A 15,195-nucleotide genomic window follows, 5' to 3' on the forward strand; every position below is an offset into this window, starting at 1 on the left:
CGTCGCCGCGATGCCCAGGGTGACCACCAGCGTGGTGATACCGAGGACGGTGCCGAGCGTGGTCAGGGCGGAGCGCACCGGGCGGGCCAGCATGCCGGCCACGGACTCGGTCCACAGGTCACGGAGCTTCACTGAGCACCCCGTCCGTGATCCGGACCCGGCGTTCGGCGCGGGTGCTCACCTCGTCCTCGTGTGTGATCACCAGGATGGTCAGGCCGGCGGCGCGCAGGTCGTCGAACAGGTCGAGGATGGCCTCGGTGTTGCGGCTGTCGAGGTTGCCGGTCGGTTCGTCGCACAGCAGCAGGGCCGGCTGGGCCATGAGCGCGCGGGCGATGGCCGCGCGCTGGCGTTCGCCGCCCGACAGGCGATCGGGGGCGAACCGGCCGCGATGGCTCAGTCCGACCTGCTCCAGCGCCCGTTCGGCGCGGGCCTGCCGGCCGGTACGCGGGTGCTTGCCGTACACCTCGGCGAGCATGACGTTCTCCACGACCGTCCGATGGGACAGCAGGTGGAAGGACTGGAAGACGAAGCCGATACGGGTGCCGCGCAACCGGGTCCGAGGGCCGTCGCGCAGCGCCGTGGTCTCGACGCCGTCCAGCCGGTATGAGCCGGAGGTCGGCCGGTCGAGCAGGCCGAGGATGTTGAGGAGGGTGGACTTGCCGGAACCCGACGCCCCGACGATCGCCACGTAGTCGCCCTGGCCGACGCGCAGGTCCACCTTGTCCAGCGCGCGCACCGGCGGGTCGGTGGGGAACTCGCGGCAGACGGCGGCGAGCTCGATGACGGGCTCAGACATCGCTCACCACGACCCGATCGCCCGTTTTGAGTTCGCCCGCGCGCGCCGGGGTGACCTCCACATCGCCGTCGGCGGTCAGGCCCGTGCGAACCTCCACCTCACGCGTACGGTCCCCGTCCAGAGCCACCCTGACCCTGGGCCGGCCGTCCGCGGAGGTGACCACGGCGGCCACCGGCACGGCCAGCACCTTGCCCTTGGTCGAGCCGACCGAGATCCGTACCGTCATGGTCGAGCCGACCAGGGACTTGAGCCCTTTGGACGAATCAGGCGTGAGCAGGACGGGCACCGAGCCGGTCTCGTCGTCCTTGCCCTCGGGCTTCTTCTCGTCCCCGCCGACCGTGCTCAGCGTGGCGGGCACCTGGGTGCCGTCCATGGTCTCCATGGACGCCTTCTGCCGTGCACGCAGCAGTTTGGCCTCCTTGACCTCGACCGATCCGGTGACCGCGAAGGCGGAACTGGTCACCGTGGCGACCTTCCCCTCGATGGTGTTGCCCGGCTTCACCTCAGCCTTGTCGATGCGGGCGGGCAGCTTCGGCAGGAAGACGATCTCGCCCGCCGGGACGCTCACCCCGTAGGTCTTGCGGTATTCGGCGAGCAATGTCCGGGCATCGGCCAGGTTGGCGACGCTGTGCGCGACCTTCTCCCGCAGCGGCGAGACCTTTCTGGCCCGGCGCAGCGCCTGCTCGGCGGTGACCTCGGCCTCCTTCGCGGTGCGCACCGTCTTGCGCGACTCCTCCAGTCGTTTGTCACGCTCGACGCGGATCTGCTCCATGTAGGCGGTCACCGCCTGCTGTGCCTCGTAGAGGTCTTGTGTGGCATTGGCCAGCTTCATCTCCAGCAGGCTCGTGTCCACCGGGGTGGGCGTGGGCGCCGGGGTCGTGGTCGGTGCGGGCTCCGGCTTCCTGGCCTCGGCCAGCGCCTGTTCGGCCGCGACCACCTGCTCCTCGGCGGTCCGTACGGCCCGGCCCAGCGTGCTGAGCTGGGTCTCCTGCTCGGGCGTGATCTCCGGCGCCGTTTCCAGTGACTTCTGCGCAGCGTCGAGTTCGCGGCGGGCGTTGTCGTGGCGGATCCGGAGTGGCCGCACGTCGAGCCCCTCGTCCAGGGCCTTGCGGTCGGCGGCCAGGGTCTCCTCCGCAGTCTGTACGGCCTGGCGCAACTGCTGCAGGTTCTTGCGCGCCTCCAGGTCGGGCTCCTGCGCCTTGTAGCCGCGTTTGGCGTACCAGCGTTTCACCGCCGCCACCGTGGCCGCGTCGAAGACGCCGGTGACCTTCACCCGCAACGCACGCTGGAGTTGTTCGACGTCCTTGCCCTCGGTGCCTGGCAGGAGCGGACGGTACATCGGCCGCTTGCCCCGCAAGGCGAACACGGGCCGCCCGTTGACCTGCATCAACGTCTGGCCCGCACGGATCGGGCCGGGTTTGGGCGCCGTGGTGACGCGCTGCGGCGTGCCGTCCGCGCCACCGGCGCCGGCCGTCCCGCCGACGGTGCCGGCCAGCGTGACCGGCAGCGGCGAGCCGTACGACAGGGTGCCGCTGACCGTGACGGTGCTGGTGAGCTCGCGCCGTTCGACCGGCGCGGTGACCAGGGAGGGCTTGGGCGCGCGACGCGCGGCCGCCTCGTCGGACGGAGAACGTAGCCGGGAGCCGATCGCCCAGCCCACGCCGGCGATCAACAGCACTCCCACCACGACGATGGCGAGCACTCTCGACCTGCGCACGCCTACTCCAGGACCATCATCGTCGTGCCCGCCTGAATGCTCTCGTCGGGGAGGAGTCGGTCGTTGTTGTAGACCTCGTTGAGCTTCGGGCGGTAGGCGGCGTAGAAGTCCTTGCCGCACTCCAGGTCCTCCAGGGCGGCCTTGATCTCGCGCTGCAGCAAGGCTCGGGCCCCGTCCGGCTCGGAGCTCGCGCCGAGCTCCTTCATGAACGGCTTCTCCGTGCTGGTCGCGATGTCGGAGGGACGCTGCGAGCCGACCCGGTAGCCCTTGCCTTTCAGGCAGCCGGCGAACGTGTCGGCCAGTTCCACCAGCTTGGGGTCGCCGTCGATCTCGCGGCTGATGATCTGCTTGATCAACTCGCCCTGTGCCTTGGCCGCCTCTTCCATCGACTTCAGCTTCTTGCCGGTGGCCTTGTTGATCATTTCGAGGCGGCAGGTGGTCATCGTGTCGAAGTACACCTCCCGCTGCTGCTTCGACAGTCCGGCGACGACCTTGGAGTTGGGGTCGTCGCCGCCGTCGCCCATCTGGCGGGAGATGCGGCCGACGTTGTCGTTGGGGTAGACGAGGGAGGCGGCGAACCCGAACCCGTACTTTTCGCGATATTTCCGCATACCCGAGTAGTCGCCGGACATTTCCTGCTTGACGGCATCCGGCAGATCCGGCCCGGACACGTTCGGGTGATAGGTGAAGCCCTTGCCCTTCATGCAGGTGGCCAGTTGGGCCTCGCGCTCACGCTGCTTGTCGGTGGAACCGGCGGAGGGCGCCGCGGACGCCTCGGTCCCCCCTGACGACGAGCATCCGGTGAGGGCCGCCAGCAGAGCTGCGGTAATCATGAGTGGGACTCGGGGATTGGTCATGGGACGTCACTGTCGCGAGCGAATACTGAAGTGAACCTGAACGCGACTGAACCGCTACCGGCCGCCAGGCCGTACCGGCTCCGCCGGCCTCGTCACTTCGCGATGAGATCGACGACGGCGACGACCGCCGAGACGCCGCCCCCGAGTGCCGCGACGGTGGCCACGGACTTCTCCGGCCCCACCCACAACCCCCGGTTGAGCTGCCGCCACTTCGGCGGGACGACGGCGAGCTTCAGCTTCTGCCACTTGTGCTGCTGATAGGAGCAGCCCATCAGCAGACCGCGCGCGTTTCTTCGGCAGAACTCCCGCTCCCTGGTGAGGGCGCCGCACCAGACCGGCACACGGAAGAGGAAGAACACCGTGGTCAACGCGGAAAGCGCGACAAGTCCCGCGGGACCCAGCGCGCTCGTCAACCAGGCGGTGATCAGTACCACGAAGAGGAGGTAGCCCCAGTACTTCCCCAGCGATCCAGACTTCCGTTTAACCACCCCCGAACATTACCGAGAGTCACACATCATGAACAGAAAGAAAGGGATCACTTCGGGACAGGGAAGTGTCGCGTCGGCGAAAGTACGCCGTCCGGCTCGACGGGCGCATTCTGCTCGACAATCTCCACGTCCGGCCGGAGCGCAAGCAGTCCGGCATCGGCCGCGAACTCCTGAACCACGCTTTCGGCTGGGCCGCAGAGCGACACCCCGGCAAGGCGGTCTGTCTTGAGGTGCTGCGCGACAACTCCGCAGCCGCCGCGTTCTACCGGCGGCTCGGCGGCCAGATCACCAAGGAGTTCGTGGAGCGCTTTCCGGCGGGATTCGACCTGCCCGTCGTCGAGTACACCTGGGATGCCGACACGGTCCGGGAACGGCGTGCGAAGATGGCCAGATGAGTGGAACGGTTGTGGTGGACGGGTCCCCGTTACGCAGAGTCGTGTATCTGGGTGCGACGCTGCTGGCCGCCGTTTTCGTGCTGGCCGGAGTCTGGAGTATCACCCCCACCGAGGATGAGGTCTTCACGCGTTCTGCCGTGCGCATGGAATCGGTCGCCCGCCTGATGGCCGAAGGCGACGAACTCGGCGAGCAGACCGTCGGCACTCTCACGTTCGAGCGGGTCTATCGGAAGAACGGCCTGGTCTTCTTCGAGAAGAACGGCGGCCTGCTGGACGACCGGCCCTACGGCTACATCTGGAGTCCCCATGCCCACCTGCTCGACCTCGAACACGTGAAAGGCCCGTGGTACGCGTATTCGGATCACGTGGAGATCTAGCCGTGGTGAGTCTCGCAGCGCCGACCGGCGCGGGAGAGGTCACCGCGCTCGTCGAGGCGGGGTGAGAGGCGCTCCGGCCTGCCGACGATCCGCTGGACCGAACAGCCCCACCAGGTCGTCGAGCCGTACCACGATGAGGGCGCCCACCCCGGCGGCGACCAGCGCCAGCACCACCCCGGCCAGGTGCATCGCGCCCTCCCCCGCCATCGCACCGGCCGCGAGCCCCGCGCCCGCGAGCCCGGCGAGGACGAGGTTGCGCACCACATGCGTACGGCCCAGCGGCGCGGCGGAAGCCCCGAAGCACCGGCACGGCGCGCTCTGCCCCCGGCGCAGCGCGACGACGATGCCCGTCGTGAGCGCCAGCAGCAGCGCCGCCGCCCCTGCGAGCCCCACCGCCACCGTGTACGGCACAGCCAACGCCACCACCACCACGACCTCGCCCCCGAGTACGGCGTAGGCCGCCACCCGAGAGGCCGCACGCGGCAGCAGGCGAAGGGCCACGATCGAGGCCACGAACTCGTCCGGCCCGCGCAGTTTGCCCACCACCGCGATCACGAAGACCACGGCGAGCAGTGCCTGGCAGGCGATCAGTACGTAGTGCACGGTCCTCCCCGTGGGTACTGTCTCGCGGATCGCCGCTGCGGTAGCGATCCGCGAGACTCGGACGACGACCGGATCAGCGGGCCGCCGTCGACGTGGCACAACTCCTCTGACCGCGAATTGCGGGCAACCGAAACGCTAGATCGAGGACATACAGCGGCAGATACAGCCGAGCTACATTCACAGATGCCGAGCCGCGATGTAACCGAACGTCATCGCCGGGCCGAGCGTCGATCCCGCCCCTGCGTAACTGCGTCCCATGACCGGCGAGGACGCGTTGCCCGCGGCGTACAGGCCGGGGATTACGGCGCCCGCCGTGTCGAGCACGCGAGCGTGGACGTCGGTGACGAGCCCGCCCTTCGTCCCGAGATCCCCTGGGACGATCTTCAGCGCGTAGAACGGCGGCAGAAGCAGCGGCGCCAGGCAGGAGTTCGGGACGACGGCCGGGTCGGTGAAGTAGTGATCATAGACGCTGTCGCCGCGCCGGAAGTCGAGATCCCGGCCGCTGAAGGCGAAGCCGTTGAAGCGATTCAGCGTCGAGCCGAACACCGAGGCGGGCACGCCCATGCGTTCGGCCAGGCCGGCCCAGGTCCACGATTTCACGACCGCGCCGGAGGAGTACCAGGAGCCGGGGAAGTCCAGCGTCGGCGGGATGTCGCGGAAAAGGTAGCGGTTGCGGTAGTTCTGGTCGATCACCAGCCAGGCGGGGATCGCGGCCTTCTCGTACATGACGTGCACGACGTCGCTGTACGGCGCGGCCTCGTTGACGAAGCGCCGGCCCGCCTGGTTGACGATGAGGCTGCCGGGCAGGGTGCGCTCGGACAGGCAGAAGTAGGGCTCGTCCGGCAGCGGGATGGACGGCCCCCACCAGGCGTCGTCCATGAACTCGACGGCGGCGCCGACCTGGAGCCCGGCCCGGTGCCCGTCTCCGGTGTTGGAGTCGGCGCCGACGGTCCAGTCGGTGCCGATGGGCTGCTCCTGGTAGCGCTCGCGCATGGCGGCGTCGTGCTCGAAGCCGCCGGAGGCAAGAATGACGCCCCGCCTGGCTCTGAGCAGGGTGGGGGCGCCACCCCTGGTGACGACGGCGCCGACGACGCGGCCGCCTTCGACACGCAGGTCGACCAGCGGGGTGTTGAGCCACACGGGTACGCCCGCCTGCGTCAGGCCGGCTCTGAGGGCGCCGGCGAGCGACTGGCCCATGGTGAGCGGTTCGATGCCCTGCGCCTTGGCCGCGACCCAGCGGGCGGCGCCCTCCAGGGCGACGGCGGCGCCGCGCGGGTTGACGAGGGCGAGGTTGATCCACTTGTAGTCGGCGCTGTAGATGACCTGCCCGGCGGGGACGGGGATGTAGGCGGGGTTCAGGTTGGCCAGTTCGGGTCCGAGGAGGTTGCCGTCGAACAGGTCGGGTTCGATGGAACGGCCGCCGGGCATGCCGCCGGGGAGTTCGGGATAGTAGTCGGAATAGCCCTCCATCCAGCGGAAACGCAGGGGGCTGTGCCGTACGACGAAGGAGATCGCCTCGGGGCCAGCGGCGAGGAAGGCGGCCTGTTTGGCGGCGGGTACGCCGCTGGAGCCGACGACGGCGGCCAGGTAGGCGGCGGCCTTGGCAGGGGTGTCCGGCACTCCTGCGGCGAGGATGGTCTCGTTGTTGGGTATCCAGATGCCCGCGCCGGATCTGGCGGCCGATCCGCCGAACTTCGCGGCCTTCTCGACGACGACGGTACGCAGGCCACGCCGGGCGGCGGCCAGCGCGGCCGTCATTCCCGCCGCGCCCGCGCCGACCACCACGACGTCGTACTCCTCCGTGCCGGTGAAGCCGACGATCTGGGAGCCGATCAGAAGTCCTGCTCCTGCGCGTAAGACAGTCCGGCGGGTGGGCGTCGGCATGGGGGCCTCCGGGTGTCGACGAGACCCAAGCATGCGATTGGTTGGTGCGACCTGTCAACCGTACGCCTTGCATGAACATTCACTACTGTGCATACTTCTACGTGTGTCTAAAGTGCTCACTTCCCTGCCTGTCCACGAGCGCGTCGGCATCGCCTTCTCCGGCGGTCTCGACACGTCGGTAGCGGTCGCCTGGATGCGCGAGAAGGGGGCCGTCCCCTGCGCGTACACCGCCGACATCGGCCAATACGACGAGCCCGACATCGGTTCGGTGCCCGGACGCGCCACCCGCTACGGCGCGGAGGTGGCCCGGCTCGTCGACTGCCGCGCGGCGCTCGTCGAGGAAGGGCTCGCAGCGCTCGCCTGCGGGGCCTTCCACATCCGTTCCGGCGTCCGCACGTACTTCAACACCACGCCGCTCGGCCGCGCCGTCGCGGGCACGCTGCTCGTGCGCGCGATGCTTGAGGACGACGTGCAGATCTGGGGCGACGGCTCCACCTTCAAGGGCAACGACATCGAGCGCTTCTACCGGTACGGCCTGCTCGCCAACCCGTCGCTGCGCATCTACAAGCCGTGGCTCGACGCCGACTTCGTGACCGAACTCGGCGGGCGCAAGGAGATGTCGGAGTGGCTGGCCGAGCGCGACCTGCCGTACCGCGACAGCACCGAGAAGGCGTACTCGACGGACGCCAACATCTGGGGCGCCACCCACGAGGCCAAGGCGCTTGAGCACCTCGACAACGGCATCGAGATCGTCGATCCGATCATGGGCGTGCGATTCTGGGACCCCTCGGTGGAGATCGCCCCGGAGGACGTCACGATCGCCTTCGAGCAGGGACGGCCGGTCTCGATCAACGGCAAGGAGTTCGCCTCCGCCGTCGACCTGGTGCTGGAGGCCAACGCGATCGGCGGCAGGCACGGTCTCGGCATGTCCGACCAGATCGAGAACCGCATCATCGAGGCCAAGAGCCGGGGCATCTACGAGGCGCCGGGCATGGCGCTGCTCCACGCCGCCTACGAGCGGCTGGTCAACGCCATCCACAACGAGGACACGCTGGCCGCCTACCACGCCGAGGGCCGGCGACTCGGCCGCCTGCTGTACGAGGGCCGCTGGCTCGACCCGCAGGCGCTCATGCTGCGCGAGTCGCTCCAGCGCTGGGTCGGCGCCGCCGTCACCGGCGAGGTGACACTGCGGCTGCGGCGCGGCGAGGACTACTCGATCCTCGACACGACGGGGCCCGCGTTCAGCTACCACCCGGACAAGCTGTCCATGGAGCGTACGGAGGACTCCGCGTTCGGGCCGGTCGACCGGATCGGCCAGCTCACCATGCGCAACCTGGACATCGCCGACTCGCGCGCCAAGCTTGAGCAGTACGCGCAGATGGGCCTGGTCGGCAACACCAAGCCGATGCTCGTCGGCGCCGCGCAGGCGGCCTCGACCGGGCTGATCGGCGCGATGGCGGAGGGGGGCGCCGAGGTCATCGCCTCACGCGGCGAGGCGCCCGAGGCCGAGGAACTGCTGGACAGCGCCGCCATGGAGGCGGGCACGGACTGACGCCGTGAGGGGCTGCCGCACCGAGGGCAGCCCCGATCTGCTCAGGCGGACTCGGACAGCAGGCGCGAGGTGCCCAGTGACTGGAACATCGCGCGGAACGTCGGGCACGGCCAGCGCCACATGCAGGATCGGCAGCGCAGGATCGGGTGGGCAGGGTCGCTGGTGATGCCGCCCGCGTCGCGCGGCTGGTGCAGGTCGAGCAGGCGCAGGCCGAGCTCGGCGAAGGTCAGCAGGTCGTCACGGGCGTCTCCGAGGAAGTCGAGGTCCTCGCCGGCGAGCCGGGTGCGCACGGGCACGTAGCCCTCGTGGTTGACCAGCCCCCGCAGCCTTGCGGCCTCGTCGTGCCATGAGGTGGCCTTCTCCGTACGGACCAGGATCGCTTCCAGCTGCTGGCGAAGCCGCTGCCGCTGGGGATCTTCCGAGTTATCAGTCTTCATGCGTTTATGTGGGTCCAGTCCTTCTCTGATGCGGCCAGCGCCGACAAAAGACCCCATACCTCCCCCCTTCCCGGCCCTAAGCCGGTGTCACTGTGTCAAGCTTCGCGTACTCTCCGTTCTCATGGAGCCCAAACGCCTGACAAAAACCAGGCGATCCCCTATCGGCGTGAGAACGTGACCAGACGGCTTCGCGACGCTAGCCTGCCCATGTGGAGCTCAAGGTCTCGACTCGATCACATGCCGGGTATGCCGTAGTGGCCATCACCGGCGAAATCGACCTCTATACGGCACCTCGCCTGCAGCAGGAGTTCACGCGCCTCCTGCAGGACCGGCCGGGCCGGGTGGTCATCGACATGTCTCTCGTGGAGTTCTGCGACTCCACGGGGATGAACGTGCTGCTGTCCGCGCTCAAACGCATCAAAGAGCAGGGCGGCGAGCTGGACGTGGCCGCGCCACGGCCGGCCGTACGCAAGATTCTCCAGGTCACCGGCCTCGACTCGGTGTTCACCGTGCACGAAGAGGTACCGCAGGAGTTTCTGATCACCGAGGGGTCATGACGGCCGACACAGCGGTCGTCATCCCGGCCAAGAACGAAGGCGAGCGCATCGCCGCCACCGTCGAGACCGCCCTGGCACTGCCGGGCGTCGATCTCGTCGTGGTCGTCGACGACGGCTCGACCGACCGCACGGGCAAGTACGCCCGCGAGGCGGGCGCCAAGGTGGTACGTCACAGCCGCAACCGGGGCAAAGCCGCCGCCATGGAGACGGGGGCCGAGTCCGTGCGGCTGTTCGACGGCGACGTCCCCCGGCATCTGCTGTTCCTGGACGCCGACCTCGGCCACACCGCCGCCGCCGCGGCCGCACTCATCGAGCCGGTACGCCAGGGGCGGGCCGACATGACCGTCGCGGTCTTCAGCACGCTGGTGAAGCTCGGCGGACACGGGATCGTGGTGCGGCTGGCCAGAGACGGCATCAAGCGCGCGACCGGGTTCGAGGCCGTCCAGCCGTTGAACGGCCAGCGTTGCCTGACGCGGGCCGCCTTCGAGGCCGCCCGGCCGTTGGCGTACGGGTTCGGTGTGGAGACCGGGCTCACCATCGATCTGCTGCGCAAGGGCTTTCGGGTGAGTGAGGTCGAGGTGGAGATGTCCCATCGGGCCACCGGGAGCGACCTGCGCTCGCAGTTGCATCGCGCGGGGCAGCTGCGCGATGTCGCGCTGGCGCTCGCTCTGCGCGAACCGTTCGTCCGCGACACCCTCGGCGTCCGCCGCTGACCGCGCGTGATCCACTCGCTGTCAGCCGGTACGGCCCCAGCCGACCGGCTGTGACACCCGGGCATCCGCCGCCGACCGCAGGCGGGGTGTCGCGCTCACCGTCACCCGGGGCGGCCCCGGGTCGACCGGGCGGGCGCGATGGCACCGTCTGGGACGGCGGACGGCTTCGGGACGGCATTCGGTGTGGCGAGGTTCAGGTGGAGGGGGCGAGCTTCAATGGGCTGTGGATAACCCCCTGAGGTCCTCCCCGTTGTCCACAGCCCACAGCTCGCACGACCTCACCCCGACTTTTCGTCGGGCATCATTTGCGGGTGACCTCCCAGACCAGGACCATCGGCCCGACCGTGGCGACCGGGCTGTCCGTCCTGCTCACGATCATCATCGGGGCGCTGGGCCCATCGGCCATGGTGCCGCCGCTGAGCGGCCCGGCGTGGCAGCCGCCGTACTTCCTGAACGTCCAGCCGGACCCCCACCTGATGATCGCGCTGGCCGCGCTGGCGATCGTGCTGGGCGGGGCCGGGCTGCTCGGGTCGTTGTGGTGGCCGGGGTCGCCCACACGGGCCCGCGCCCTGGTGCTGTTCGGTTGCGTGGCAGCGGGGGTGCTGGCGTTCCTGCCGCCGTCCGGCTCGGCCGACCACCTCAACTACGCGGCCTACGGGCGCATGGTCACCCTCGGCATCGACCCCTACACCCACGGCGCGACCGACCTGCCCGGTGACCCGATCGCCGACGCCGTCGAGCAGCCATGGCGGGAGGAGCCCAGCGTCTACGGGCCTGTCGCCACAGCCGTTCAGGCGTTGGCGAGTCTGGTGGGCGGCGACTCCGTGCGGCTGACCGTGTTCGCGCTGGCGTTGTTCAACGCCGCCGCCTTCATCCTGACCGGGCTGCTGATCGACCGCTTCACCCGGCACGATCCCGACCGGCGGCTACGCGCCGCCCTGCTGTGGACCGCCAACCCCCTGCTGCTGTACCAGCTCGTGGCAGGCATGCACGCCGACACACTGGCGATCGTGTGCATGGTCGCCGCCCTGCTGGCCAGAGCCCACCCGGTCAGATCAGGGCTGCTGCTCGGGCTCGGCGTGGCGACCAAGCTGAACGCGGGGCTGGTGGCCCTGGGCCCTGCCTGGGAGCTGCGCCGCCGACCGGGCCGCCTGGCGCTCATGGCCGGGGCGGCGGTGGCGGTGGTCGCCGTCGGTTACACCGTGGTGGGCTGGGCCGGGCTGGAGCCGGTGACCCGTACGAGCAAGGCGATCTCCCACGCCTCTTTCTGGAAGCTGTTCCAGGGCCTCATGCAGTCGGTGATCGGGCCGGGGTCGGCGTATCGGGGCGAGGTTCAGGTGGGCTCGCTCCTGCTGATCGCGCTGGTGGCCTGGTCGTTGTTCCGGGTGACGGCTCGCGGGGTCGCCATGGTCGGCTACGGTGCCGGGCCCCCCGGCCACGAGCAGGGAACGACCGGTCGCGCACGGGCGATACCGTCCCATGGAGACACCGGTTCCGGAGCGAGCGCGGCCAAGGTCCACGGCAGGGTGGAAGCAACCCTCAACGCCCCCGAACCGGCCCCTGGCACCACAGGTGCGGAAGCCGACACCACACAGGCGCACACCAGCGACCCGAGCGCGGACGCCGGCACCACGGAAGCAGGCCCCGACGCCACCCAAGCGGCCAACCGCAACACGGAAGCAGAGCCAGACGCCGCAACAACAGGCGACGGCAGACATGCGAGCGACCACGACACCAGCACGGACGCCAACACCACGAACACAGGCCCCAGCGCCGCGCAGACGGGTAGCCGCGATGCAGGGGCAGGCCCTGACGCCGCGGCTACGGGTTCCGGCGGGTCGGGTGCGGGTGGCCGCGATACCGGCGCGGGCGCCCAAGGGGGCGTGGATGCGCCGGTGGTCGCGGCGGTGCTGGTCGTGGCGTACCTGTTTGCGACGCCGTACATTCTGCCGTGGTACGACGGGTTGGCGTTCGCGATGCTCGCGCTGGTGGGGGCGTCGGCCGTGGACCGGTTCGCGGCCGCGCACCTGGTGGTCCTGTCGCTCGCCTACCTGCCCGCGCGGGTCAACCCGGCGGCGGTGCCCGAGGACGTCGAATGGCTGCGGACGGTGGTCAGGGCGCAGGTGGTGCCGTGGGCGCTGCTGGCTCTGACGGCGGGTCTGGTGTGGTGGGCCTGGAGAGCTGCAGCGCGCGCACGCACGCGGCCAACGTCAACGGTACGGCCACCGTGAGCGCCATGGCCGGGATGGCGATGCCCGAGTCGTTGATCAGGAAGCCGATGAAGGCGGCCGTCAGCGCTCCGAACAGTCCTGCGCGGAACGGCGGGGCAAGCCGGTAGGCGGCCCCCAGCGCGGGCGCGCCGAACCGCGAGGGCCGGTTGAGTACGAGGAACAGGAAGGCCAGTGCCACCACGGAGAGCAGGGTCAGTGACCAGTTGCCCACGGTCACGCCGATCATCGCGCTGAACTTGCGCCAGACGACCGTCGCCGCCTGGCCGTCGATGATCTGCTGGACGAAGTTCCCCAGATGGGTGCGCTGGGCGGCGGGGCGCAGCCAGTCGGTCACCGCGATCGCGCCGATCACGGCCGCTCCCGCGAGGCCCACGAGGAGCAGTTTGAGAGGTGACACCCTGCGGCCCGACAGCATGATCAGGAACACGGCCAGGCCCACCACGAAGGCGGGCACGCCGCCGAAGTCCGCTCCCCAGGCGGGCCAGCCGTCGGCGAAGACGGCGAACAGTCCGTACGCGGCGCAGACGAGCACGGCGACCCAGCGCGAGGTGCGCCCCAGGAGCCAGTGGGCCACGCCTGACAGGGCCAGGATGGTGCCGGTGGAGTAGATGGCGAAGGCGATGTTGCTGAAGCCGTAGAAGCGGCCACCGGTGACGGGTTCGTAGCCGGTGACGGCGTTGACCTGGAGTCTGGAGCCGGTCATCACGTCGAGGAGCAGGGCCAGTGAGGTCACCCCCGCGACCACGGTCAGCGGCCCGAGCACCGCCGCCCGCCACGGTCCGGCGAACGCCGCCAGGGTGATCAGGCCCGCGATGCCGAGAATGGTGACGATCAGTGCGACCATCGGCGCGGGCAGGCTCCACCATGGGATGAGTTGCGCCAGGAACGTGGAGATCGCGATCGCGCCGCTGACGACCGACACCACCTGCACGACGACCAGCAACCGTGAGGCGGCGGCGTCTCCACGATGTCCACCGTCCGGAGGATTCTGACCCGTGCCGTCATCGGCCACGGGGGAGTCCGAACCTTCGTCACGCCGACTACCGGACGCCCGTGCGGTGACCGAGACGCGCTCTGCGCCGCCACCGGCCGTGGGGACGCTGCGGCGGGTCACCGAATCGTCGGGCTGCGAGGCGCCACCCGCCGACGAAGAGTCGCCGGGTGCAGGCTGCTCGCCGGGCGGGGAGGTGTCGGCGGAGGCGGAGTGGCCGGGGGCGTGCCGCTCGCCAGGTGCGGGCCGCTCACCAGGCGGAGAGGTAGTGGCAGAGGTGAGGTCGCCGGGCACGGACCGCTCGCCGAGTGCGGGCTGGTCGCCGGGTGCGGGCCGCTCGCCGGGTGGGGGCTGCTCGCCGGGTGGGGGCTGCTCGCCGGGTGGGGAGGGAGTGGCGGAGGTGGGGTGGCCGGGTGCGGGGGGGTGGGGAGTTGACGGGGTGGCGGGGGGTGGAGTGGTGCGGCGGCGTTTCAGGGCGAGGGCGGCTAGGGCGAAGAAGAGGATCTGGACGGCGACGAACACCGCGAAGAAGGGGCCACGGACCTCGCGGAGCACCTGGCTGGCCAGGTCTGCGTCGGCGAGTTCGGCGACCGTGTCCGTCGTGGTGGCGGGTGCGGAGGCACCCGAGGTCCAGGGGCGGCCGACGACGGAACGGGGTGCTTCCAGGCCGAGGAGGTGGAGGATGGTCGCGGTCAGGTCCGTGATCGTGACGAGGGCCGACTGACGGGTGGAGGCGGCGGTCAGGAAACCCCGCTCGTACGGTCCCCCCACGGCGACGGCCACATGCAGGTGGGCGCCGGGCGAGGCGTCGGCCAGGCCGCCTACCAGGACGATGGTGTCCGGAGGCAGGGCGGCGAGGAAGGCGCCCACCTCCTGGTCGGCCTCTGCGGCGGCCGATTCGCGGGCGGCGACGGTGAGTCCGGCGGGCACACCGTACTCGTCGAGGGGTTGGCGGGACCAGGCGGCGGCGAGCGGGTCGGCGTCGAAGACGATGAGGTGGTAGGCCGAGAGGTCCCCCACACCCCCCACATTGTCAGCATATTTCGGCACATAGCCGGAGCGGTCGGCGGCTCCCAGTGCCGCACCCGCGCCCACTGCGGCCACCTTCCCCCCGGCGTCGGCCACGAGGTGCCCCAGCGTGCCCACTGCCGCGTCGAACCCGGTCTCGCGCTGATGGGCGGCCAGCGCCGCCCAGCCCGGCACCCGGGCGCCCGCGCCGGACGGCTCGGGCACGGGCACGGGAGCGCATCCCTTGCCCGGAGTTCCGGCGCGCTGACCGGCCGAGACCGTCAGCCACCCCGCGACAGGGCAGGTGACGCCGCGCTCCGGCGGTGGTACCGCACGGGTGGACATGGACGCCGAGCCGCCGGAACCGACCAGTTTCCACAGGTTCGGTGTGCGCGCGGGATCGAGGTCCCCCCACTCCAGACCGGGCACCCCGACCAGCGCCACCCGGCTGCGGGGGGCGGCTGCCGCCGTACCCGCGCCGAGGACGCCGACCAGCACGAAGCCCAGCACCACAGCGGCGACGAACCGACGTGCCAGACGTGCCATTGGTGTAACCCCCGGAGTACGCGTCCGCGATCGACTGGAGCCC

At 70.2% G+C, this 15,195-nt stretch carries 15 protein-coding genes; 6 read left to right on the forward strand and 9 right to left on the reverse strand.

From position 1 onward, the window contains the following. The 5 genes from ABD120_RS39955 to ABD120_RS37335 form a co-directional block, all read right to left on the reverse strand. A partial coding sequence (locus tag ABD120_RS39955; RefSeq protein WP_425564106.1) for a hypothetical protein occupies window positions 1-93 on the reverse strand: 93 nt, incomplete at its 3' end. Between the two features lie 25 nt (window positions 94-118). Beyond that, window positions 119-796 carry an ABC transporter ATP-binding protein gene (locus ABD120_RS37320; protein WP_343955096.1) on the reverse strand — a complete coding sequence of 226 codons (678 nt, stop codon included), beginning with the start codon at window positions 794-796 and terminating at the stop codon, window positions 119-121. After that, entirely contained in the window at window positions 789-2,513 is a 1,725-nt protein-coding gene (locus ABD120_RS37325; protein ID WP_343955097.1) for a peptidoglycan-binding protein, read from the reverse strand. Before ABD120_RS37325 ends, ABD120_RS37320 begins: the two co-directional genes overlap by 8 nt. 2 nt (window positions 2,514-2,515) lie before the next feature. Next, on the reverse strand, window positions 2,516-3,346 hold the full coding sequence (locus tag ABD120_RS37330; protein ID WP_343955098.1) for a hypothetical protein: 831 nt from the start codon (window positions 3,344-3,346) through the stop codon (window positions 2,516-2,518). Window positions 3,347-3,462: 116 nt separating this feature from the next. Beyond that, the gene (locus tag ABD120_RS37335; RefSeq protein WP_343955099.1) at window positions 3,463-3,858 is read right to left on the reverse strand and encodes a hypothetical protein; all 396 of its coding nucleotides are present in this window, start codon (window positions 3,856-3,858) and stop codon (window positions 3,463-3,465) included. A 65-nt stretch (window positions 3,859-3,923) separates the two neighbouring features. On the opposite strand from ABD120_RS37335, the gene ABD120_RS37340 reads away from it, so the two are divergent. Both ABD120_RS37340 and ABD120_RS37345 read left to right on the forward strand, forming a co-directional pair. Next, complete coding sequence (locus ABD120_RS37340; protein WP_343955100.1) at window positions 3,924-4,253, forward strand: GNAT family N-acetyltransferase; 330 nt, start codon at window positions 3,924-3,926, stop codon at window positions 4,251-4,253. Further along, complete coding sequence (locus ABD120_RS37345; RefSeq protein WP_343955101.1) at window positions 4,250-4,630, forward strand: hypothetical protein; 381 nt, start codon at window positions 4,250-4,252, stop codon at window positions 4,628-4,630. Before ABD120_RS37340 ends, ABD120_RS37345 begins: the two co-directional genes overlap by 4 nt. Before the next feature lie 39 nt (window positions 4,631-4,669). Here ABD120_RS37345 and ABD120_RS37350 read toward each other — a convergent pair whose 3' ends face one another. Together ABD120_RS37350 and kstD are read right to left on the reverse strand one after the other, a co-directional pair. Then, window positions 4,670-5,233 (reverse strand): MauE/DoxX family redox-associated membrane protein, encoded by a 564-nt coding sequence (locus ABD120_RS37350; protein ID WP_343955102.1) that lies wholly within the window; start codon window positions 5,231-5,233, stop codon window positions 4,670-4,672. A gap of 177 nt (window positions 5,234-5,410) precedes the next feature. Beyond that, window positions 5,411-7,117: a 3-oxosteroid 1-dehydrogenase gene (kstD, locus tag ABD120_RS37355; protein WP_343955103.1), complete on the reverse strand. Its 1,707-nt coding sequence runs from the start codon at window positions 7,115-7,117 to the stop codon at window positions 5,411-5,413. 103 nt (window positions 7,118-7,220) lie between these two features. Here kstD and argG point away from each other — a divergent pair, with 103 nt between their 5' ends. Continuing rightward, the gene (argG, locus tag ABD120_RS37360) at window positions 7,221-8,669 is read left to right on the forward strand and encodes an argininosuccinate synthase (RefSeq protein ID WP_343955104.1); all 1,449 of its coding nucleotides are present in this window, start codon (window positions 7,221-7,223) and stop codon (window positions 8,667-8,669) included. A gap of 41 nt (window positions 8,670-8,710) precedes the next feature. On the opposite strand, the gene ABD120_RS37365 is transcribed toward argG, so the two are convergent. Continuing rightward, window positions 8,711-9,106, reverse strand: coding sequence for a hypothetical protein (locus tag ABD120_RS37365; protein WP_343955105.1), 396 nt, complete (start codon window positions 9,104-9,106; stop codon window positions 8,711-8,713). Between the two features lie 209 nt (window positions 9,107-9,315). On the opposite strand from ABD120_RS37365, the gene ABD120_RS37370 reads away from it, so the two are divergent. From ABD120_RS37370 to mptB, 3 genes are all read left to right on the forward strand, one after another. After that, window positions 9,316-9,663 (forward strand): STAS domain-containing protein, encoded by a 348-nt coding sequence (locus tag ABD120_RS37370; protein ID WP_343955106.1) that lies wholly within the window; start codon window positions 9,316-9,318, stop codon window positions 9,661-9,663. After that, on the forward strand, window positions 9,660-10,376 hold the full coding sequence (locus ABD120_RS37375; protein ID WP_343955107.1) for a glycosyltransferase family 2 protein: 717 nt from the start codon (window positions 9,660-9,662) through the stop codon (window positions 10,374-10,376). Before ABD120_RS37370 ends, ABD120_RS37375 begins: the two co-directional genes overlap by 4 nt. Window positions 10,377-10,687: 311 nt before the next feature. Continuing rightward, window positions 10,688-12,607, forward strand: coding sequence for a polyprenol phosphomannose-dependent alpha 1,6 mannosyltransferase MptB (gene mptB, locus ABD120_RS37380; RefSeq protein ID WP_343955108.1), 1,920 nt, complete (start codon window positions 10,688-10,690; stop codon window positions 12,605-12,607). Here the strand turns inward: mptB and ABD120_RS37385 are convergent. After that, on the reverse strand, window positions 12,489-15,152 hold the full coding sequence (locus tag ABD120_RS37385; protein ID WP_343955109.1) for an ICP22 family protein: 2,664 nt from the start codon (window positions 15,150-15,152) through the stop codon (window positions 12,489-12,491). The genes mptB and ABD120_RS37385 overlap by 119 nt on opposite strands. Window positions 15,153-15,195: the final 43 nt, after the last annotated feature.

Origin of the sequence: Nonomuraea longicatena, from assembly GCF_039525605.1 — a bacterium.
Taxonomy (GTDB): domain Bacteria; phylum Actinomycetota; class Actinomycetes; order Streptosporangiales; family Streptosporangiaceae; genus Nonomuraea; species Nonomuraea longicatena.

Coding starts and splice junctions, on each gene's coding strand:
- ABD120_RS37320 (WP_343955096.1), bottom strand. CDS start 796: ATGTCTGAGCCCGTCATCGAGCTCGCCGCCGTCTGCCGCGAGTTCCCC.
- ABD120_RS37330 (WP_343955098.1), bottom strand. CDS start 3,346: ATGATTACCGCAGCTCTGCTGGCGGCCCTCACCGGATGCTCGTCGTCA.
- ABD120_RS37345 (WP_343955101.1), top strand. CDS start 4,250: ATGAGTGGAACGGTTGTGGTGGACGGGTCCCCGTTACGCAGAGTCGTG.
- kstD (WP_343955103.1), bottom strand. CDS start 7,117: ATGCCGACGCCCACCCGCCGGACTGTCTTACGCGCAGGAGCAGGACTT.
- ABD120_RS37365 (WP_343955105.1), bottom strand. CDS start 9,106: ATGAAGACTGATAACTCGGAAGATCCCCAGCGGCAGCGGCTTCGCCAG.
- ABD120_RS37375 (WP_343955107.1), top strand. CDS start 9,660: ATGACGGCCGACACAGCGGTCGTCATCCCGGCCAAGAACGAAGGCGAG.
- ABD120_RS37385 (WP_343955109.1), bottom strand. CDS start 15,152: ATGGCACGTCTGGCACGTCGGTTCGTCGCCGCTGTGGTGCTGGGCTTC.